18 protein-coding genes and 1 pseudogene are annotated in these 21,633 nt (G+C 61.9%); 8 read left to right on the plus strand and 11 right to left on the minus strand.

The window, feature by feature from the left end; all coding sequences use genetic code 11:
- Positions 1–5 precede the first annotated feature (5 nt).
- From V6Z53_RS23035 to V6Z53_RS23050, 4 genes are read left to right on the plus strand one after another with little or no spacing between them, the layout of a single operon-like run.
- Entirely contained in the window at positions 6–296 is a 291-nt protein-coding gene (locus V6Z53_RS23035) for a (2Fe-2S)-binding protein (RefSeq protein WP_338581938.1), read from the plus strand.
- Entirely contained in the window at positions 293–1,648 is a 1,356-nt protein-coding gene (locus tag V6Z53_RS23040; protein ID WP_338581939.1) for an FAD/NAD(P)-binding oxidoreductase, read from the plus strand. The genes V6Z53_RS23035 and V6Z53_RS23040 overlap by 4 nt, the downstream gene beginning before the upstream one ends.
- Positions 1,645–2,760, plus strand: a complete 1,116-nt coding sequence (locus V6Z53_RS23045) for an FAD-dependent oxidoreductase (protein WP_338581940.1) — start codon at positions 1,645–1,647, stop codon at positions 2,758–2,760. Before V6Z53_RS23040 ends, V6Z53_RS23045 begins: the two co-directional genes overlap by 4 nt.
- An 18-nt stretch (positions 2,761–2,778) precedes the next feature.
- Positions 2,779–3,825, plus strand: a complete 1,047-nt coding sequence (locus tag V6Z53_RS23050; protein WP_338581941.1) for an ABC transporter substrate-binding protein — start codon at positions 2,779–2,781, stop codon at positions 3,823–3,825.
- A 1,129-nt stretch (positions 3,826–4,954) separates the two neighbouring features.
- Here V6Z53_RS23050 and V6Z53_RS23055 read toward each other — a convergent pair.
- From V6Z53_RS23055 to V6Z53_RS23085, 7 genes are all read right to left on the minus strand, one after another.
- Entirely contained in the window at positions 4,955–5,926 is a 972-nt protein-coding gene (locus tag V6Z53_RS23055) for a spore coat U domain-containing protein (protein ID WP_338581942.1), read from the minus strand.
- Complete coding sequence (locus V6Z53_RS23060) at positions 5,923–8,280, minus strand: fimbria/pilus outer membrane usher protein (RefSeq protein ID WP_338581943.1); 2,358 nt, start codon at positions 8,278–8,280, stop codon at positions 5,923–5,925. The genes V6Z53_RS23055 and V6Z53_RS23060 overlap by 4 nt, the downstream gene beginning before the upstream one ends.
- 52 nt (positions 8,281–8,332) lie before the next feature.
- Entirely contained in the window at positions 8,333–9,106 is a 774-nt protein-coding gene (locus V6Z53_RS23065; RefSeq protein WP_338581944.1) for a molecular chaperone, read from the minus strand.
- A gap of 28 nt (positions 9,107–9,134) precedes the next feature.
- A complete protein-coding gene (locus V6Z53_RS23070; RefSeq protein ID WP_338581945.1) occupies positions 9,135–9,635 on the minus strand; it encodes a spore coat U domain-containing protein in 501 nt (166 codons plus the stop codon).
- Between the two features lie 4 nt (positions 9,636–9,639).
- Positions 9,640–10,176 carry a spore coat protein U domain-containing protein gene (locus tag V6Z53_RS23075; RefSeq protein WP_338581946.1) on the minus strand — a complete coding sequence of 179 codons (537 nt, stop codon included), beginning with the start codon at positions 10,174–10,176 and terminating at the stop codon, positions 9,640–9,642.
- A gap of 20 nt (positions 10,177–10,196) precedes the next feature.
- Positions 10,197–10,730, minus strand: a complete 534-nt coding sequence (locus V6Z53_RS23080; RefSeq protein WP_338581947.1) for a spore coat U domain-containing protein — start codon at positions 10,728–10,730, stop codon at positions 10,197–10,199.
- Positions 10,731–10,835: 105 nt separating this feature from the next.
- Positions 10,836–11,363, minus strand: a complete 528-nt coding sequence (locus V6Z53_RS23085) for a spore coat U domain-containing protein (RefSeq protein ID WP_338581948.1) — start codon at positions 11,361–11,363, stop codon at positions 10,836–10,838.
- A gap of 283 nt (positions 11,364–11,646) precedes the next feature.
- On the opposite strand from V6Z53_RS23085, the gene zapE reads away from it, so the two are divergent.
- Both zapE and V6Z53_RS23095 read left to right on the plus strand, forming a co-directional pair.
- Positions 11,647–12,765, plus strand: a complete 1,119-nt coding sequence (gene zapE, locus V6Z53_RS23090; RefSeq protein WP_338581949.1) for a cell division protein ZapE — start codon at positions 11,647–11,649, stop codon at positions 12,763–12,765.
- Between the two features lie 62 nt (positions 12,766–12,827).
- A pseudogene (locus tag V6Z53_RS23095) lies at positions 12,828–14,144 on the plus strand (leucine-rich repeat-containing protein kinase family protein).
- 134 nt (positions 14,145–14,278) lie between these two features.
- Here the strand turns inward: V6Z53_RS23095 and V6Z53_RS23100 are convergent.
- Positions 14,279–14,983, minus strand: coding sequence for a YebC/PmpR family DNA-binding transcriptional regulator (locus V6Z53_RS23100; RefSeq protein ID WP_053161495.1), 705 nt, complete (start codon positions 14,981–14,983; stop codon positions 14,279–14,281).
- 216 nt (positions 14,984–15,199) lie between these two features.
- Between V6Z53_RS23100 and tssI the strand changes: the two genes are divergently transcribed.
- A complete protein-coding gene (tssI, locus tag V6Z53_RS23105; RefSeq protein ID WP_338581950.1) occupies positions 15,200–16,630 on the plus strand; it encodes a type VI secretion system tip protein TssI/VgrG in 1,431 nt (476 codons plus the stop codon).
- 3 nt (positions 16,631–16,633) lie between these two features.
- Here the strand turns inward: tssI and V6Z53_RS23110 are convergent, their stop codons facing one another.
- Positions 16,634–18,025 (minus strand): FAD-dependent oxidoreductase, encoded by a 1,392-nt coding sequence (locus V6Z53_RS23110; protein WP_338581951.1) that lies wholly within the window; start codon positions 18,023–18,025, stop codon positions 16,634–16,636.
- A gap of 70 nt (positions 18,026–18,095) precedes the next feature.
- Positions 18,096–19,421: an MFS transporter gene (locus tag V6Z53_RS23115; RefSeq protein WP_338581952.1), complete on the minus strand. Its 1,326-nt coding sequence runs from the start codon at positions 19,419–19,421 to the stop codon at positions 18,096–18,098.
- 269 nt (positions 19,422–19,690) lie between these two features.
- On the opposite strand from V6Z53_RS23115, the gene V6Z53_RS23120 reads away from it, so the two are divergent.
- On the plus strand, positions 19,691–20,563 hold the full coding sequence (locus V6Z53_RS23120; protein WP_338581953.1) for a LysR family transcriptional regulator: 873 nt from the start codon (positions 19,691–19,693) through the stop codon (positions 20,561–20,563).
- Between the two features lie 121 nt (positions 20,564–20,684).
- On the opposite strand, the gene V6Z53_RS23125 is transcribed toward V6Z53_RS23120, so the two are convergent.
- Positions 20,685–21,548 carry a LysR substrate-binding domain-containing protein gene (locus tag V6Z53_RS23125; protein ID WP_338581954.1) on the minus strand — a complete coding sequence of 288 codons (864 nt, stop codon included), beginning with the start codon at positions 21,546–21,548 and terminating at the stop codon, positions 20,685–20,687.
- Between the last annotated feature and the right edge of the window lie 85 nt (positions 21,549–21,633).

Raw genomic sequence — 21,633 nt, forward strand, 5'->3', positions numbered from 1 at the left:
ACGCCATGGTGCTGCTGAAACGACTGGCCGAAGGCGACCGCTCGGCCCTGGACTTTACCCTCGACGGCCAACCGGCCAGCGCCTTGCTCGGTGACACCGTGTTGACGGCGGTGCTGACCTGCGGCGAACACCTGCGCGGCAGCGACTTCAGCGCCGAACCCCGCGCCGGTTTCTGCCTGATGGGCGCCTGCCAGGATTGCTGGGTGCGCCTGGGCGATGGCCGCCGGGTGCGCGCCTGCTCGACCCTGCTCGAAGCCGGACAACAAATCAGCCGCGAACCGGGGCGATCGTTATGAAACCCGTCGTCATCATCGGCGCCGGGCCGGCCGGGATTCGCGCGGCACAAACGTTGGTCGAACACGGTGTACACCCGGTTCTGCTGGATGAAGCGGCACGCGGTGGTGGGCAGATTTATCGGCGTCAGCCGGCCAACTTCAAGCGTTCGCCGGTCAAGCTGTATGGCTTCGAAGCGCGCAAGGCCAATGCGCTGCACCAGACAATCGACATCCTGCGCGAGCAACTGGATTACCGCCCGGAAACGCTGGTCTGGAACGCCGAGGACGACGCACTCGACACGTTGCAGGATGGCCGGGCCGGGCGACTGGCGTTTTCCAAAGTGATCGTCGCCACCGGCGCCACCGACCGGATTCTCCCGGTGCCGGGCTGGACCCTGCCCGGCGTCTACAGCCTCGGCGCCGCACAGATCGCCTTGAAATTCCAGGGCTGCGCCATCGGCGAGCGCGTGGTGTTTGCCGGCAGTGGACCGCTGCTGTACCTGGTCGCCTATCAATACGCCAAGGCCGGCGCGAAGGTTACCGCCGTGCTCGACAGCTCGCCGTTCAGCGCTCAGGCCCGCGCCCTGCCCGGCCTGCTGGCGCAACCGGCCACGCTGGCCAAAGGCATTTATTACCGAGGCTGGCTGACCGCCCACGGCATCGCGGTGCATCAGGGCGCAACGCTGAATCGCATCGACGGTGAACAGCGCGTGCAGTCGCTGAAATGGTCCGACTCTAACGGCCAACATCAGCTGGACTGCGACGCCGTCGCTTTCGCCCACGGCCTGCGCAGCGAAACCCAACTCGCCGACTTGCTGGGTTGTGAGTTCGCCTGGAACCCGCTCAATCGCGCGTGGCTGCCAACTCGTGACAGCGCCGGACGCAGCAGTGTCGCCGAGGTCTACCTGGCTGGTGATGGCGCCGGGATCATGGGCGCAGACGCTGCGGAAATGACTGGCGAGCGAGCCGCATTGGCGTTGCTCGAAGACATCGGCTACCTGATCCCGCCGCAACGCCCCGCGCAACTGGAGCAGGCACTGCAACGCATCGGCGATTTTCGTCAGGGTCTGGAGCGTGCTTTTGCCTTTCCCGACAACTGGGCCGCCGACGTCGCTGATGACGTGACGGTCTGCCGCTGCGAAGAAGTGTGTGCCGGTGACATTCGCCAAGTCGTGCGCGAAGGCCACTGGGAAATCAATCGGGTCAAGGCGCACTGCCGGGTCGGCATGGGCCGCTGTCAGGGCCGCATGTGTGGTACCGCTGCGGCGGAAATCATTGCCCGCGAAAGCCAGCGCCCGGTTTCCGAAATCGGTCGGCTGCGGGCGCAGGCACCGATCAAGCCGTTGCCATTTGGCCTGGAGATCGAAGCATGATCGACGTCGACGCAGTGATCATTGGCGGCGGTATCGTCGGCGCCTCCGCAGCGCTGTTTCTCGGCAAGGCTGGTCGCCGCGTGGCGTTGCTGGAACGGGATTTTTGCGGCTCGCATTCCAGCGGTGTGAACTACGGCGGCGTGCGCCGACAGGGCCGCCCGCTGTCGCAACTGCCACTGTCGCAACGGGCGCATGCGATCTGGGCGCAACTGCCACAGTTGATCGGCATCGACGGTGAATATCAGCGCAGCGGACACCTGAAACTCGCCCGCAGCCTCAACGATCTGCACGCCCTGCAAGACTATGCCGACAGCAGCCAGGGGTTCGGCCTCGACCTGCAAGTGCTCGACCGCGCTCAATTGCGTGCGCGTTTTCCATGGGTCGGCGAGGTGGCGGTGGGCGCGTCGTATTGCCCGGATGACGGCCACGCCAACCCACGGCTGGTGTCCCCGGCATTCGCCCGGGCGGCGCAGCGTCACGGTGCGCAGGTGCATGAACAATGCGCGGTGAACGCGGTTGAACATGACGGTCAGCGCTTCCGTGTGCGCACACAAACCGGTCTGGAGTTGCACGCGCCGTGGCTGTTGAACTGCGCCGGCGCCTGGGCGGGCAGCCTCGCCGCGCAATTCGGCGAGCCGGTGCCGATGCATTCCGGGCACCCGGCGATGCTGGTGACCGAACCGTTGCCGCTGGTGATGAACGCCAGCACCGGCGTCGAGGGTGGCGGCATTTATGCGCGTCAGGTGGCGCGGGGCAATTGCGTGTTGGGCGGTGGCCAGGGCTTTGCCCTCGACGACGCCCGCGCCCGCCCCGGTCAAGGCGCGGTGCTGGAAATCCTCCGCCAGGCCGTCGAGCTCTACCCGTTTCTTGAAGGTGCCCAGGCGATTCGCACCTGGAGCGGCACCGAAGGTTACTTGCCCGATCGCCAACCGGTGATTGGTCACAGCCGTACCCAGCCAGGTCTGTTGCATGCGTTCGGGTTTGCCGGCGCCGGTTTCCAGATCGGCCCGGCGGTGGGCCAGGCGCTCACCGAAATCATCTGTAGCGGCGCGTCAAAGACGTCGCTGGATGCGTTTTCCATCACCCGGTTTCACTCCATTTCCGTAGCTTGATAGAGGAAGGTCGCGCCAATGAAAAACTTCAAACGCACTGCTCTGCTCGGTTTGTCCTGCATGAGCGCCCTGCTCACCGTCACCCAGGCCCACGCCGAACCGACGCTTTACCTGGGCATGAATGGCGGGACCATGGAGCGGCTCTACGCCGACAAGGTGCTGCCGGCCTTCGAAAAGGCCAACAACGTCAAAGTGGTGATCGTGCCGGGCACCTCCGCCGACATCCTGGCCAAGGTCCAGGCCAGCAAGGGCAACCCGCAGATGCACGTGATGTTCCTCGATGACGGCATCATGTACCGCGCGATCGCCATGGGCCTGTGCGACAAACTCCAGGACAGCCCGACGCTGGAACAGATTCCGGCCAAGGGACGAATCAAGGAAGAAGCCGTGGCCGTCAGCCTTGGCGTCACGGGGCTGGCGTACAACACGCGCCTGTTCAAGGAAAAAGGCTGGAGCGCGCCGACCTCCTGGATGGACATGGCCGACCCGCGCTTCAAGGACAAACTGGTGTTCCAGTCGATGGCCTCCTCGACCTTCGGCTTGCATGGTTTCCTGATGTTCAACCGGATTCAGGGCGGCAGCGAGACCGATGTCGAACCGGGGTTCAAGGCCTGGCCGAACAGCGTCGGGCGCAACGTGCTGGAGTACATTCCGAGCTCGGCAAAAATCTCCGAAATGCTCCAGACCGACGAAGCGGCGCTGTTCCCGCTGACGCCGACCCAGGTCACCGCCCTGAAACTCAAGGGCATGCCGGTGGAGTACGCGCAGCCGAAGGAAGGCGCGGTGGTGCTCAACGTCGCCGAATGTGCGATCGCCAACAACACGCAACCGGAACTGGCGCAGAAACTCGCGGCGTTCCTGCTGACGCCTGAGGCTCAGGCTGCGGCGCTTGAGGATGGTGACCAGATTCCTTCTAACCCGAATACCCCGACGACCGATCGTACCCGTGGGCAGGTTGAGGCGATGAAGCAGTATCTTCAGACGGCGATTGCGGTGGATTGGGATCAGGTCAACGAACAGCGCCCGGCGTGGAATGCGCGGTGGAATCGGAGTATTGAGCGGTAGATAGCGTTTGTACGGGCACAGAAAATCCCTGTGGGAGCTAGCCTGCTAGCGATGGCTTTGTGTCGGGTTGAGCTGTTTTTGATGGTGTACATATCCGTTGCTGCGGCAAAGGCTTCCTATGGTTCCGCTCTTACAGCGGGTCACTTTCGAAGAGCGCGAAAGTAACCAAAGCGCTTTGCCCCTGACGTTCGGTGCCTCGCTGTGGCTCGGCATGCCCTCGCTCCGGTCCTACTCCGTGGGCCCGCCGCCATCGGCCATCCATGGCCGGGGGCGGCTAACCCGGCATCCTTGCCGGGTTGCCCACTGCGCAGAACCTCCACTCGGCCTCTCGAGGGGGCGACTACCGCAACAGCACCGCGAGGCGGCCTACCGGCCGGCCTGGCTCCTGAGGCATGCGCGTTTCTCTGTAGGAGCTGTCGAGTGCAACGAGGCTGCGATCTTTTGATGTGATTACATCCGCAAGATCAAGTCGGCTGTCAGGCCGCCATCGCCAGCAGGCTGGCTCCTACAGTTGGATTGGGTACATCCGTAGAAATCAGGTCGGCTGTCAGGCCGCCATCGCTGGCAGGCTGGCTCCCACAGTTGGATTGGGTACATCCGTAGAAATCAGGTCGGCTGTCAGGCCGCCATCGCCAGCAGGCTGGCTCCTACAGTTGGATTGGGTGTATCTGAAAGGGATTGGTTGGCTGTGAGGACGCCATCGCTGGCAAGCCAAGCTCCCACAGAAGAGCAAAAAAAGATCGGCGTACACCCACGCTTTTAACCACTCAACAGGCCGAGCGTTAGCTCGCCTGCCGCTTTTGATCTTGATCCACCCGCCCCATCGGAAGGCTGAGTGGAGGCGTTTATCCGGGGGTGGGCGCGTAGCGCCGTGCGGCGAAGCCGCACACATCGAGAGGAGGTCGTCGCGAAGCAGACCGGAGGCGATGCCCCCGGATGAATGCCGGAGCGAAGGAACACCGAGCTCTAGCGAGGTGCCGTACGTAAGGGGCGAGCGTTTTTTGCTTCCTTTTTTAGGCGCTTGTAAAAAAGGGAGTCGCCGTAAGGGCGAAACCATAGGAAGCCGTTACCGCAGCAACGGATATGTACCCAATCAACCAAGAACCTGGTCGGCCCAGAGGCCGCCAAGTCAAAACCCAACATCAAGCACAACGCTATCCAGATAAGTCCCCGCCGGCGGCGTCACCTGATCCGTATAAACCTTCGCGTTGTAATTAAAAACCTGACTCCCTGTACCCAACCCATTCCCAGGATTAACCTCGGCATCCGTACTCGCCCGCCGCGCACTCCCCACATTGCCCCAGCGAGTCACCCCGGCACTTTTGAAAATATCGTAAGCCAGAAAATTCCCCCCAGACACCATCCGCCGCCGCCCCCCGACACTGACCGCATTCTGCCCGTCCCCCAACCCGACGGTATACGCACTGCCCTTGGTACACGCCAGATTGATGGTCTGCCCAGTGACCGGAGCAAACGCACTGACCACAGGCGCACTGCCAAACGCAATGTTCGGCGCAGTGATGGTGCAGTCATTCGCCACCGTCATATTCACCGTCAGCGTGGTGGTGCCGCTGCTGATATCGCGCCCCAGGCAAATGTCACCGATGCCAATACCGGAGCAGTAATTCCAGCTCCAGAAAATGCTTAGGGTTTCGCTGTAGACCCCGGCCGCGACATTGCTGCCAACGATGGTGCGCAGGTAAAGCGGCACGGTTTTCGGCACCGTGCCGTTGAGCAGACCCAAGGCATCGATGATGCCGTTGCGGGCAAAGTCGTACGCCGTGCCACGGGTCAGCGGGTAACTGGTGCTGTTGTTGGCGTAAATCGTGTAGCCGATGACATCGCCGGTGGGTCCGCGCAAGCCGCTCTGGGTCGACGTGACCGTGGCATAAAAATGATCATTGGTCGTCAGCAAAGACAGCAGCGAACCGGTACAACTCAAGCCACCGTTGAGCGTGGAACTGGGCTGCGACGTGGTGCGCACGGCAATCGAACTCTGCGAACCGAATCCCGCCGGCGTAGTACTGACCACCGAGCACAAGGCCCACGCCGATCCCGGCAGCCATAGCGCCAGCAGCATCAGCCACTTCGCCATGTTCATTGGCACACCAGCGGACCGATCAACGGGATCTGATCCTGGTTCATGTCCACGGCGAACTGCACCTGGCAGGTTTTGCCATCGGCCAGGGTCACCTGCAGATTGTTCTGCGGCTGCAGGTTTTCCAGGTACACCAAGCCGTCCCAACCGACCACGGTTTGCGTGCCGCTCTGTGTGTGCAAAACACCGCTGCCCAAGGCCAATTCCTGCTGATGTGCGTCCACCAGCACGATGCTCGCGGCGATCACCCGGCTCAGTGGAAATTCCAGCAAATAGCCGCTGCCACGACGCACAGCGATGCGTTGCTCGACGTTCGGGCTGCGCACGTTGGCCGGTAGATTCAGCGGATCGATTTCGTATTTGCCACGGTAATAGGCACTGCTCCACGGCACGAGCAAATGGCCGTTGCGATCGGTCTGGCCGACCTGCTGGTTTTCGTAGCGCACCGGGATGTTGGCATAGCCATCGGTGCTGACCACCACGAAGGCATCGTCGATGCGGTTGGCGGCGAACACCTGGCGGTCCATCCACACCAGCGAACCGCTGGCATCGGCCCAGCGCGTTTCGGCGTCGCTGGTGCCGTAGACACCTGCCTGCAATTGCACCGATTGCAGGCGCCAGGTCAGGTCGGCCTGCCGGTAATCCGCCCCATCACCCTTGGCGTAACCGAGATTGAAACCCACCCCGCCCTCGGTCGGTACGGCGCGGCTGTAGTTGACGCGTTGTTGGCTTTGCCCGGTCTTGCTGCGCTCGCTGCTGATGGCCAGGCTGCTGCGCAGGTCGAAGGGAATCACCAGTTGCGCCTGCACCGCCCAGTTGCTGTCACCGATCTCGCGATTGGCAGACAGGTAAAAACTGCTGTTGCGCCACAGCGGTTTGCTCCACGTCAGGTTGAGCAGGCGCGTGCGCGAATCGTCCGCCGCGCGCACGTCGAAATACCCGGCGCCCAGGCTGCCCCAGGTATCGAGATTCACGCTCAGGGTCGCCTGTTCACTGCGCGTGCTGAGCGTGGTGTACGAGTTGTCGACAACCGTCAGGTCAGTGTATTGATCGCGCCGTTGCAGGCGCTGCCAGGAAAAACTGAAACGCTGGCTGCTGTACTGATAACCGAGGCTCATCTGCTGACCGCTTTCACCGTCGAAACGGCTTTGGCTGATGGCGCTGTTGAGCACACCGAAATTGCCCAGGCGCACATTGCCGCCGACACCGCCAAGGCTCAGGGCGTCCGAGGCTTCGGCGTGGCTTTCCAGGGTGAAGTTGTCACTCAGGCCATAACGCAGGCTGCCGGACGTTACGCCGGGGCCGTAACTGAAATCACGCAGGCCGTAATCCTGGCGCAAGGTGCCAGCGGCCACCGAGAAGTCGCTCAAGCCTTTTTGCAGCAGGCTGCTGGTGACGTAGAACGGCACCGTGGTCGAGACCTGTCGACCCAATGCATCGGTGGTGACCACTACGGCTTCGCCGGCGCCGTTGATGAAGGGAATGTTGGTCAGCGTGTAGGGGCCGGGTTGCAGATCGGCGCTGCTGGATTTGTAGCCGTTGATGAACAGGTCCACCGACGACGGCACCGCCGCCTCCCCGGCAAACTGCGGCAAGGGATAGGTCACCAGATCCGGGCGCACGCCGAAATCCCTGGAAAACTGCACCCCGCCCAGACGCACCGAATTGCTCCACGGCAAGGCACCGCTGACCAGATCCCCGGCCTCGTAGGTCAGCAGCCGCTCATCATCGGAGTAACGCCAGGTAGTGTCGTAACGCAGGTAGCCATTGCTCAGCGTACTGACTTCATCACCGGACAGCGTGCGGCGATATTGCCCGGTATTGGACAGAGTGCCCCAGCTGTCGAACAGCCGCACTTCGTTCCATGCCGCGAGGTATGTGCCGGCATCATCGGTGTCATTGAGGTACAGGTCATAGTTGAACAACGCGCCAAAACTGCTCAGGGCCGGAGTGCGCGGGTAGGCCTCGCGGCGGCCGACAAACTGTTCGGGCAACCAGTCCGGCGGCACGTCCAACAGCAAACGCTGGCCGTTGCTGTCGTACTCGCTGTGCAGGCCCGGCAGACTGTCGAGGCCGACTTCGGTGTCGATGTCTGCCGGCAGTTTCATTCCGGTATCGCGCAATGCACTGGCCGGGAGGAAAAACTGCCCGTTGCGCTGCTCGACCGCGACGACTCGTCCGGTGTTCATCTGGTTGACCACCAGCTCCAGAAACAACTGCGCATCGGCCACAGCCTCCATGCCGCTGGGCGGAGGCGGCAGGTCGCCGGCCTCTGCGTGATGAACGATCGCCAGGCAACACACCCAACCCACGGCCCACAACGGACGCTGAACACTGCGAGCCCAACCCTGGTTCATTACTACTTTTTGTCCGTCATTGGACTGTTGACTCCTTTACCTCATCCGGCCTTCATCGCGCTGGCGCAATACTCTGCACCTGCGACGCGCCATTGACCCGCACCTGCAACGCCGGTTCGCCGGCAACCGGACCGGGCGCAGGCCAACGCATGATGGCGCCGGGCAACACGTAGCCCAGCAGTCCTTCAACCAAGGGTTTGGTCTGGCTGCCCTGCTTGAGTGCCACATCGGTCAGCCGCGCGTGCACCGCGCCCTGGTTGCGCACTTCCACATAGGGCTTGCCGTCCACGGCCACCGTGCGCCAGGTCAGGTTCGGCAGGCCGATGCCTTTCGGATCGCGCTGGCGGGTGGTGTCTTCCTTGCTCCACAGGCCTGCGCCATAGGCGAACAACGGCACCGAGTAGCGCATCTGGAAACGAATCGCCGCCGCGGTTTTGCCGTCATCCGCCTGAGGTGGTTTCGCCGAGGGAATTTCATCGATGATGATCCGGTAGGCCAGCTCCTGACCCGGCGGAACATCCCGGGTTCGCGTCAGGCGCACCAGTTGCTTCTGGCCCGGTTCGATCTTCGCCACAGGTGGGCTGCCGATCACGTCGCGCTGATTCTGGTATTGATCGCTGAAGCCGCTCTGGCTCCAGGCAAACACGCGGATCTGCAGATTGGCCGTCTCGCTGCCGCGATTTTCCAGCCACAAGGCGCTGGCCTGTTGATCGGCCTCCAGCACCGGATCGATCGGCCAGATCAGCACCGAACTGGCCGCCTGCACCTTGGCCACTCCCAGCAACAGCACCGCCGACAACGTGCATCGCATAACCGGTAACCACATACACCTGCTCCTTGTTCAAATCACTCCGTTACCACGACAACTGCACTTGCAGCACATCGCTGTAGGTTCCTCCCGGCTGATTGCCCGGTAACTGCACCTGGCCGTAGATCGGCAGGCTGATGTTGTTTGCGTCGCTGTACGCCACTGCCACGCTTTGGCCGATTCCCAAGACCTGGCTGAACGCCGCATCGCGAAACAACTGATACGCCACCCGGTTGCTGCCGGTGGTGAGCTGCATCTGTCGCCCGCCGTTGTTGTACTGACCACCATCGACGCTCATGTTCAGCGTCACCCCCGGCGTGCATTGCAACTTCACCCCGCCGGTCAACGCCACCTGGACCGGGCCGGTGGCCAGCGCTGAACGGCTGCCGAAATTCAGGCTGCCGTAATTGGAAACGCCGCCGACCACCAGGCAACCGGCGGTCACCGTGGCGCTGACCTGGAAGCTCTGGCTGGTCACCGCCGCCAGCGGCAACGGCACACTGCCTGCGCACAGCAGCAGAAACGCCGCACAAGCATGGCGGGCCATGGCGCTAGAACGTCAGTTCGACGGCGACGGTGTCGGTGTAAGTACCGGCGGGCAAACCAGCCTTGCCCAGCGCCTGGCCGTAGATGTTCACGGTCTGCGCCACCCCGGTGCTGGGGGCGAGGTTGATCACGCCGTCAATCGCCAGCAGCTGCGAGTGCCCGGCATCGGTGTACAAGTCATACGGCACGTAGTTGGCAACCCCGTCATACAGCGCTCGGGTACCGCCCGCCGATTGCCCGTCATGGGCGCCGGCGCGGACCTTGACCGTCGGCGTGGTGCCGCTGGAGCAGAGAATCGACAGCGCCCCGCCGCCACCGCCCAGCACCTGGCCGCTGGCGGAGGTGAACAGGCTGTTGGCGGTGCCGAAATTCAACGCGCCGAAGTTCAGGTTGGTGGAGCCGCCGACACCGTTGACCTGACAACTGCTGGTCAGGATCAGGCTGGAAGTGATCTGGCCGGTGACCGTGGTGGCGGCCGTTGCGCTGGACGCCAGCGTCAGGCCAAGCAATGACAATCCGATCCTTGATGCAAACGTACGCATGGTGTCCGTCCTCTACGGGGTTACCAGTCGAGCGTCACCGTCAGGGTGTCGGTATAGACACCGGCCGGTAGCGCGCGGGTATTCGCCACCACCGAGCCGAATACCGGAATCGGTATCTGCGCCCCGCTGGTAACAGCGAAATTGTGTTGTTGGCCGATGCTGTAGCTGCGGTTACCGGAAGCATCGAGGAACAATTGATAAGGGATGGTCTGGCTGCCATTGCTCAGGCGCCGGGTGGTGCCGTCGCCGTGAGTGCCGCCGTCGATGGTGACGGTGAAACCGGTGACCGAGGGGTTGCAGGCAACGTTCAGCTTGCCGCTGGCTTCGTCGCCGAGACTGGCCTTGATCGGGTTGTTCCAGGTCGGGCCTTGCTGGCCGAAATCGAGGGTGCCGAAGTCGGCGACCGGGCTATCGGGGTTGGCCCCGTTAGTCACTTCGCAACCGGCGATGAGGGTCAGCCGCGCCTGAATCTGCCCGCTGATTGCGGCCTGCGCGACACCGCCCGTCAGTAGCAGTGCGCCTATGGCGATAACCCTGCAAAACTCGATTGTCATCACACCAATCCCAATTCCTTCAGGATTAAACACACGGTCGTTCGCTCGCGAACACCTCCTTCCCTGCACAATCGGGCTCCGCCAGATTGTTTGCTGCCAATCCACTCACCAGCTCACCGTCACCTTCACCAGATCCGAATAGCGACCGACCCGCACAATGTCCGCCAAGGGTTCGATGCGCGCATACAAGGGTAAATCCACCGAGCCGCTGTCCGGCACGCGACCGCTCATCGGCACATCCACCGCCAGCGGAATACGCCGCGCCGGGTCCTGATACAGCCGATAGGGAATGGGTTTGCTGTGCTCGGCGTTAGCCGCCATGTAGCGCACGTCGCCGACGCCGCCATGCAGGCCGCCATCCACGCGTAATTGATAAGGGGTATCGGGGTTGCATTCGAGCCGTGGCAAGCGCTCGTTCATCAGCGCGGCGCTCAATGGCCCGGCAGGATCATCCAGACGCGCGGTGCTGCCGAAGTCCAGCACGCCCAGTTGCTCGATTCCTGCGCTGCGTTGTTGCCCGACCAATTGACAGCCGCGCTGCACATCGACCCGTACCTCCACCTGGAGTTCGGCGGCCGATACTGTCGCACTGAGCCCTGCGCCCAAGACTGCCAACACCACACGTCCATTCACGGCCCCATTCCTTTTGAGGGGTGTCTTGTAGAAGTCAGGTTAGCAATGCATCGGGAAATCGCCAGTCAGCTAACGATAATTGGATCCATGAAAAGCAGTGATTTTATAGTGCCACTACCGCCAAAAGCCTCGACGGCTACGGGTTATAAGCTGTACACACCGCAGTATTCCGTCCAATTACATCCGAATTCAATCGACACAACTGGAAGCACATTCATCGCTCTGGTTACACTACGCCGCCGCAGCTCGGGGAGCCTGCCTGAAGATCACGGGGTGACATCCAGTGGCCGTTCGACCGCCCAACCGTTCACGTCTCACACCACGCTGGCCGTCACTTCGCCGCCTGTTCGGCAAAGCCTCGGCCGCGCCTGCGACCGGTCGGCTCATCCACGACTACTTTCACCACAAGGCCCATGCCCAGGGCTACACCCTCAGTCACAGCCAGCAACGCGTGATCGACTGCATGGCGCAACACGCCACGACGCTGACGGGCGCTGCGGCGAAAACCCTGCCGGGGCTCTATCTGCATGGTGCCGTAGGCCGTGGCAAGAGCTGGCTGCTGGATGGTTTCTTCCAGGCCATTCCCCTTGCGGAAAAACAACGCCTGCACTTCCACGAGTTTTTTGCCTGCCTGCACCAAGGGATGTTCCGCCATCGCGATCAGCCGGATGCGCTGGCGACCACCCTCGATGAATTGCTGCGTGATTGCCGGGTGTTGTGTTTCGACGAGTTCCACGTCCATGACATCGGCGATGCGATGTTGATCACGCGGCTGTTCAAGGCATTGTTCCGCCGAGGCATCCTGCTGCTGGTCACTTCCAATTACCCACCGGAAGGCCTGCTGCCCAATCCGCTGTACCATGCGCGCTTCAAACCGGTGATCGACCTGATCAATGCGCGCATGCAGGTGATGGAAGTCGGCGGGCCGCACGACTACCGCAGTCAGGTCAGAACCCACGCGCAGCAATTGTTCACTCAAGGTAAGTACGTCTGGCCCGCCACGCAGGCGCAGCGTCAGGCCTCCAACCTGCCTGACGCCGATGCCGCCGCCATTGCCTTGCCGGTCGGTACGCGCCACTTGCCGGCGCGCTACTGTGAAGGGCGCACCATCGGTTTTACCTTCAGCGATTTGTGCGATCAGCCCACGGCAGTCATGGATTATCTGGAATTGTGCCGACGCTTCGATCACTGGATCATCGATGAACTGCCGAACCTGGCGGACTGTTCGATTGCCGCCCAGCAGCGTTTCATCAATCTGGTGGACGTTCTGTACGATCAGGACAAGCACCTGATCCTGCTCGGCCAACGCTCGTTGCGTGAAAGCCTGGACGGTGATGCGATTGATCTGGCGCGTACGCGCAGCCGGTTGGGGCAGTTGGTGGAAGTTCGGGAGCCAGCCTGACAGGCAATCTCCCTTTCCCGCTATCATGCCGCCCATTCACTCGATCTACAGCGAACCCTTTCATGCACACCCTTGCACAACTGCGCGCCGGCACGCTGGCAGGCATCACTCGCCTGGACCTCAGCTGCGGCCTGACAGAATTCCCCCGGGAAATCTTCGATCTGGCGGACTCCCTGGAAGTGCTGAACCTCAGCGGCAACGCTTTGAGCTGCCTGCCGGACGACCTGCATCGCCTGACCCGTTTGCGCGTGTTGTTCTGCTCGGACAATCTGTTTACCGAATTGCCCGCGTGCGTGGGTCGTTGCATGGCGCTGACCATGGTCGGCTTCAAGGCCAATCGCATCGAGCACGTACCGGGCGCTGCGTTACCGCCCCGGCTGCGCTGGCTGATCCTCACCGAGAATTGCATCGAGTCCCTGCCGACCGAACTGGGTGAACGCCCGGACCTGCAAAAGCTGATGCTCGCGGGCAACCGTTTACAGTGCTTGCCCGAGAGTCTGCGCAACTGCCACCGACTCGAACTGATTCGCATCGCCGCCAACCGGTTGACCGAGTTACCTGAATGGTTGTTGTCCCTGCCGAGCCTGAGTTGGCTGGCCTACGCCGGCAACCCGCTGGAAAGCGAAGCGGCCCTTGAAGCAACGGCGAACATCCCTTGGTCGCAACTGCAACTGGAGTAGCAAATCGGCCAGGGCGCTTCGGGCGTGATCCATCGGGCCTCTTGGGCCAAACCGGGCCAGACCACAAGCGCCGTTGCGGTCAAACTCTACAAAGGCGAAATGACCAGCGATGGCTCGCCGCTACACGAAATGAACGCCTGCATCAGCGCTGGCAGCCATCCCAACCTGATTCGCGTTGAGGGTCGGGTGGTCGATCATCCGCAACAAACGGCAGGATTGGTGATGCAGTTGATCGAACCGGACTATCGCAACCTCGCCGGGTTGCCGAGCCTGGCGTCCTGTAGCCGCGACGTCTACGCCGACGATACCCGCTTCAGTGCCGAAGTCGCCCTGCGCATCGCCCGCGGCATCGCATCGGTGGCCGGACACTTGCACCATCACGGCATTACCCACGGCGATCTGTACGGCCACAACATTCTGTGGAACGAGCACGGTGATTGCCTGTTGGGTGACTTTGGCGCGGCGTCATTCCATGCCACGGCGGACAATCCGCAAAGCCGGGCATTGCAACGAATCGAAGTGCGAGCGTTCGGGATTCTGCTGGGGGAATTGCTGGAGCGGATTGACTCCGGGTTGAGCGATGAACAGCGTGGGACGCTGCGAGATCTGGAACAGTGCTGCTGTCAGCCCGATGTGCTGGCGCGGCCGGGGTTTGATGAGGTTGTTCAGGCGTTGGCAGTGCTTAACTCCGACAGCTAACAGCCCGTACAAAAATCTGTGGCGAGGGAGCTTGCTCCCGCTCGGTTGCGAAGCAGCCGTCGCTTTTGGGGACGGCTTCGCCGTCCAGCGGGAGCAAGCTTCCTCGCCACAGGTTAGATCAAAGCCAGTCTGACTTAACCCGCCAACCCGACAAACATGTCCTGCACGTCGTCGTGGTTATCGAGGCCTTCGAGGAACGCTTCGACTTCAGCCATCTGCTCATCGCTCAGGCCGCTGACCGGATTCTTCGGCTGGTAACCCAGCTTGGCCGACAGCACGGTGAAGCCTTGCTCGGGCAGGGCTTTTTGTACCGCGTCCAGGTCGGTAGGCTCGGTCAGGAACAGGGTCGCACCGTCTTCGCCCGGCTCGAAATCCTGGGCACCGGCTTCAATCGCGGCCATTTCCGGATCGGCGTCCGGGGTATCCGGCGAGGCTTCGATCATGCCGACGTGGTTGAAGTCCCAGGCCACCGAACCGGAAGCGCCCAATTGGCCCTTGCGGAACGCGACGCGGATTTCAGCCACGGTGCGGTTGATGTTGTCCGTCACGCATTCAACGATCAGCGGCACCTGGTGCGGGGCGAAGCCCTCATAGGTCACGCGATGGTATTGCACGGTTTCGCCCAACAGGCCCGCACCCTTCTTGATGGCGCGGTCCAGTGTTTCCTTGGGCATCGAAGCTTTCTTGGCCTGTTCAACCACCAGACGCAGGTGTGCGTTGGTGGTGGTATCGGCACCGTTGCGCGCAGCAATGGTGATTTCCTTCACCAGTTTGCCGAAGATCTTGCCCTTGGCGTTGGCTGCCGCTTCTTTGTGTTTAACCTTCCACTGTGCGCCCATTACTCACTCTCTTGTCTATGGCGCCGAGACATCTATTGGCCGACGCTTTGCGCAAGTTTACCCGGCCTAAAGTTGGCAATCGACCAAAAATTCCGACCACGAATCGACATCTTCTCCAACGGTTGTAGGGCGATTCTGAAACTTCGGTTTGCGATGTCCATAAACCGCTGAGGTTTCGTACCCTCTTCGCCTGTACCCATGGCAGAAGCGCGTTCGATGCATAACGACAAGGAAAGTCCCTACACCCTGACACTTCTCGACGACGACTTGAGCTTTCAGGTAGTACGGTTCAGCGGTCGTGAGGCCCTCAATCAACCCTATCGGTTCGACATCGAAGTGCTGGGCCTGGCGCCGGCCATGCCCCCCGAACACCTGTTGCAACAACCGGCGCTCCTTGGTTTTGGGCGAGGTGCGGGTATTCATGGCGTGCTGCACAGCGTCAATCGCGAGCATCACGGGCCGCACTGCGTCGGCTACAAACTGGTGCTGGTACCGGCGATGCAAGCGCTGGAGCAGTCTCGATCCCGGCGCATCTTTGCGCACCTCAGCGTGCCGATGATCCTGCGCCAGTTGCTGGAGGAACATCATCTGCCCGACAGCAGTTATCGCTTTGAACTGACGACCGGGCACTATCCACTGCGGCCGTTTTGCATTCAGTACGACGAGACCGACCTGGCCCTGCTGCAACGGCTGTGCGAAGAGGAAGGCATTCACTATCACTTTGAACACCATCACGACGCCCATGTGCTGGTGTTTGCCGAAGACAGCCTGAGTTTCCCGCAGGAACCGCTGTTGATGCCGTTCCACAGCGATGCGCCCGACGCCGGCAACGTACCGACGATCAGTGAATTGTTCCAGCGCCATGACGCGCCGCTCCTGTCGCCGCGACTCGACAGCAGAAACCGTGGCGCCGCAGGCCTCGACGACGGGGCGGCCAATCAGCCCATTGCCGGGGGAACGCCAACCTTGCCTCGCCCCGCCATCGAAAAGAGCCATCGCGATCAACTCGCCCGTCGTCATCTGGAACGCTTGCGTTGCCAGCAAGTGCAGATCCACGGTCAAAGCAATCACGGTGAATTACGCAGTGCCTGCATCGTGCAAGTGGCGGAACATCCGCTGTCAGGGTTTAACGATCAATGGCTGGTAACTCAAGTGCGGCATCAGGGACAACAGGGCTCGATTCTGGCGCCGGACACGCCGGACCTGCCGCCGCGCTACTGCAACCAGTTCACTGCCGTTCCCTGGTCGACGGTGTTCCGTCCGATGCTTGAACAGCCGAGGCCGAACATTCCCGGTCATCAGCCAGCGCGAGTGTGTGGCCTCGGCGGGCAACAGGCGACGGTGGATGAGCGAGGCCGAATCGAGGTCCGTTTATGGCCGGCATCGATCGCTGATCCCGAGACATCCGGCGGTCTTTGGCTACCGGTTGCCCTTGCTGTTTCGGACAACCGTAGCGAGCCGTGCGCACTGCCTTTGGCCGGCAGCGACGGGCTGGTCAGCTTTCTCGACGGCGACCCCGATCGGCCGGTGTTTTGCGCAAACCTGGGGCATCGCTCTGCGCCCCGTCCCGTTCGTTCCCCGGCGCCGCGCAGCGATACCCGACTGCTGCTGGACTGGCTGATCAAACCCACGAATCCGGGGGCCTGACCGTCAACCCTTGTCGGCCTTGCCGGCAGCAGCCGCGAACTTCGCCAGACGCACGTCCAGGTGTCGTGGCCGATGTCCGTGATCCTCGGCGCGCTCCTTGCGGCGGATGGCGTTGCGCACCATCAGCGAGCCGAGGTAGCGAATCGGCTCCGGTGGGAAGAAGCCCAGCGGCCCGTTGACCAACGGCGAACGGGTCCAGGCATTGTCGAGCCCCTGGACCATCGAAGCGAGAATCTGCCCGCCCATATGACACGGCCCGACGCCACTGCCGGAGTAACCGAAACCGTAGAACACGTTGCCGCTGGCGCTCATCTGGCCGAAGAACGGTAAACCGGTGACCGAACGATCCGACGGGCCGTTCCACGTTGCTTCGACCTTGACGTCGGCAAACGCCGGGAAGAAATCCGCCAGGCTGCTCTGCAACACGCCGGCATAAGGCGATGGTTGATCGAACACCGGCAGCATGCGTCCGCCATAGGCGAAGGTATTGCCACCCTTGCCGAGCATGATCCGGCCGTCCGGGGTGTTGTGGTAGTAGTGCACGAAAATCCGCGAATCAAGCACCGTGACGCCGCTGGTCAAACCGATCTCATTGAGCAAATCGGGCCGTGGTTCGGTGATCGCCATGTCGCTGGAAACGATCGCCACACTGCGCTCGAACTGCGGGAATGCGCGAGCCATCCAGGCGTTCATCGCCAGCACCACACGGTCAGCGCGAATAGTACCGTTACGGGTTTCGATGCCTGCTGGTTTGCCTTCTTCCAGCCCGGTCATGGCGGTGTTTTCATGAATCTTCACCCCCAATTGCAAAGCCACCCGGCGCAAACCGCGCACCAGTTTGCCCGGCTGCACACTGGCCGCCGCCGGAGAAAACCAGCCTTCCAAATGCTTGACCGAACCCGCCATGCGCTGCACATCGGCCACTGGCCTTTGAGTGAACGAGTTGATGCCGTTGCGCTCCAGCGCCGCGATTACCGCATCGGTCGAGCCGACCTGAGCGCGGTTGGTCGCGGTGTAGAGGGTGCCATCGAGGCGATAGTCCGCGTCCACCGCGTACTGTTCGCAGAAGGCGCCAATGGCGTGGATGCTGCGCTCCGATTCCTTGACCAGCCGCACGGCTTCTTCGACGCCGAACAACCGCTCAAGGGTGAAATACTTGGCCGACCACGACAGCGCGCAACCACCGTTGCGACCACTGGCCCCGGCACCGCAGATGTCCGCCTCGATCAGCAATACATCCAGCTCGGGGTTCTGCTCCTTGAGCATGATCGCAGTCCACAACCCGGTGTAACCGCCGCCGACGATACACACGTCGGCGCGGGCGTCGCCTTCCAGTGGCGGACAGGTTTCGGATGTATCAGCCTTCAAGGCCTGGTCCAGCCAAAAGGGTCTCATGGGGTCAATCTCCGGTCAGTGGTCCACACGCCAGCCTGCCGCAGGTGCAGCAGGCGACGAGGGACGGGATTCAGGTACGCAGGGTTTTGATGGTCATCGCTTGATTGGGCACGTAGGCGAAGTGAGTACCCAGGCCACCGGGGCGGCTGTTCCAGTGCGGGATCAGCACCAGCGCGGAGAACATCGCGCAACCGGCAAAGACGATGAACACGGTGACGGTGTCGAAGTAACCCGGTAGCAGCCCGCCGAGAATCGCCCCGACCGAGCCGCAGCCATTGACGAAACCGGCTGCCGTGGCGCCGGCCTTGGCGGTGCCGAAATCGATGGCCGCCGCGCCGCTGATCATCGAGTCCGGTCCGTAGAGCGTCAGGCCCATGACGAACAACAGCGCCACCACCAACGCCACGCTGCCGGTGTGCAGGGCGCCCATGAAAAACGCCAGGGAAACGGTGAGCGCCAGCAGGCTGATCACACAGGCCGGCATGCGCCGGGCGCCGAACAGTTTGTCCGAAGCCAGGCCAATCATGATCGGCCCGAGCAACCCGGCCAGTTCAAACGCAGTGGGAATGATCGCCGCGCCGACCTTGCCCACCGAGGGCATCTGTTCGAAAACGATCACCGGCCCCCACAGGAGAATCGCGTAGCGCGCCGGTTTGAGCATGAAGTACGCCAAACCCAGCACCAGCACGGTGCGGTTGCGCAGGATTTCCTTCAGCGGCTCCCACATGCTGATTTTGCTTTGCGCCTCGGCTTCTTCAGCGGTCAGCACAGGTTCCGGCTCCACCGCCGGCAAGCCGACGTCTTCCGGTTTGTTGCGTTGGAAAATAAAAAACAGCACGGCGACCAGCCCAACTACCGCCGCACTGGAAATGAACGCCGCATGCCAGCTACCAATGAGCGTATACGCCCACCAACCGGCAAACGGCGAGGCCACCAGACCACCAAAGGCGTAGCAGGAACTCCACAACCCCAGGACTCGCCCACGTTGCTCGGAGGGAAAGAAACTGCCGAGGTTCTTGCACAGCCCCGACCAACCGGTGGACTGCGCCAAGCCTTGAATCAACATGCAGGTGGCGAAGATCGGCAACGTGGCGTAAGTGCCCATCACCAGCGCGGCGGCCGCCGAAATCAGCAAGCCGCCGAGTACCACCACGCGAGGCCCGAAGCGGTCGGCGAGGATGCCCCAGGTGAATTGGCCGATGGCGTAAGCGGTCAGGTAAATGGCGTCGAGGTTGGCCATGGCCATTTTGTCGAGCATGAACGTCGGGTCTTCGCCGATGCCGAGTTTGGCAACGGAAAACGCTTTGCGGGTGAAGTAGAAAGCGGCGTAGGCGAGCCAGGTGATCGCGAAGATCTGCACGCGCCAACGCTTGATGGTGCCGATGTGCTTGTTCATTGTGGTTCTGACCTCAGGGTGTGAGTGTGCCGGCAGAATTGGAAGAAAACGCCTTTGTTTTTTATTGTTGAGCACTGCGAAATCACCTTGTCCCTGTGGGTGATTCCGGTCAGATGAGTCCTGTAGTTGCACGCACAGGCTCATGGCACCCGCTGCTGTTCGACTGACCAGTCACCGGGGCTGAGGTGGATAAAAACAATTACTGATTAATAAGTGAAATCGATTTATCGTATTTCACAAATAAGCTCAGCTTGTTACTGGAGTTTCCCATGTCGGTTTCCCACGCCCAGCTCAAAGCCTTCCATGCCGTGGCCGTGTACGGAAGCTTCACCAAAGCCGCCGAGCGACTATTTCTCACGCAACCGGCGATTTCCGACCAAGTGCGCAAGCTCGAAGAGCGCTACGGCGTTTTGCTGTTTCACCGCAACAAACGCTCGGTGCGATTGACCGATCTGGGAGAGCGATTGCTGAGTGTCACGCAGAAACTGTTCGTGATCGAAGCCGAGGCCCAGGAGCTGTTGCAGGACTCCCAGGCGCTGCAAACCGGCAGCCTGATTCTGGCGGTGGATGCGCCGGTGCACGTGCTGCCGCAGATCGCCCGGTTCTGCGAGCGCTACCCCGGCATCAGCGTCAAGATCGAAACCGGCAACACCGATGAATCGCTGTTCCGGCTCTTCAACTACCAGGCTGATCTGGCGTTGCTGGGCCGTGACGTCAGCGATGAACGCCTGCTCTCCCTGCCGCTGCGCAACGACCCGATGGTGGCGTTCGTGTCACGCAATCACCCATGGGCCGACCGCGAATCCATCACCCTCGCCGACCTCGACGACACACCGCTGGTGCTGCGGGAAATCGGCTCGGTGACTCGCCAGACCCTGGAAGAAGAAATGGCCGGCGCCGGGTTTCGCATCCGTCCGGCGATTCAGGTTGAAGGCCGTGAAGCGGCGCGTGAGGCGGTGGTGGTGGGGATTGGTGTGGGTGTTGTCTCGGCGGCCGAGTTTGGTGCGGATTCGCGGGTTTGTGCGTTGCCGATTACCGATTGCAAACGCAGGCTGACGGAAACGCTGGTGTGCTTGCGCGAGCAGAGTTCGCGGCGGATCGTGGCGACATTTCTGGAGATGGTTCGCGAGAGTCTTGTTTAAGCAGGTCTGGTCCTATCGCTAGCAGGCTAGCTCCCACAGGGGATTTGCGTTGACCACAGATTTTGCAGACAACACAGGACCACTGTGGGAGCTAGCCTGCTAGCGATGCAGGCAACTCGGTCTACCCGCCCGGTGCCAACCCGAAAAACGCCTGAATCAAGCGCAAATCCCGCCGCCGCTCCATGCACCCCATCATGTGCCGGTTCACCAACCCCTCGCCAATGATCGGCACCGCCGCCACTCGCGGATCATGGCTGACCTCAACTGACGACACCACGCCCACGCCCAACTCGGCGGCAACGGCCTCGGTCACCGCTTCACGACTGTCCAACTCCAGCAACACCCGTGGATTGACCTTGGCCTGGGCACACGCGTCATCGAACGTACGCCGGGTAATCGAACTCGGTTCACGCAACACCATGATCACCTGATCCAGTTCCTTGAGCGGAATGCCTTTGGTCCGTTGCGCCCAAGGATGCCCATCAGGCACCAACGCACAAATGCGTGATTCGCTCAGGGCTTGCAGATGCAGACCCTTGCGCGGCTCGACTTCGGTCAGCACCGCCACGTCGGCATGCTCGGACAACAATGCCGCCAACGTTTCCTGGGCATTGCCCAAGCGCAAATTCACGGTGATTCCCGGATAGCGTGCGCGCAGGCTCGCCAGCATCGGCATGACCATGTGCGGCCCGTCCGCCGCCACTTCCAGGCGCCCGGTCAGCAACTGTCGGTTGGCCTCCAGCATCACCTGCGCCTCTTCGGCCAGGCCGAACATCGCCCGGGTGATCGCCGCCAGTTTGGTGCCCTCCTCCGTCAACTCCACCCGTCGCGCGGTGCGGCGCAACAAGGTGATCTGGTAGTGCTCCTCCAGTGCCTTGATGTGCCCGGTGACCGCCGGTTGGCTGATGAACAACCGCGCGGCCGCCCTGGTAAAGCTGCCCTCGCGGGCCACGGCATCAAAAGCGCGGAGCTGAAACAGATTCATGGATAACCCTCACTGATGGCTGGCATAACAACAAACAATTTGATTGATAACTCGGCAAATTGCAATTTAGGCCCCGTAGCTTCAT

Origin of the sequence: Pseudomonas sp. MAG733B (genome assembly GCF_036884845.1) — a bacterium.
Taxonomy (GTDB): Bacteria; Pseudomonadota; Gammaproteobacteria; order Pseudomonadales; family Pseudomonadaceae; genus Aquipseudomonas.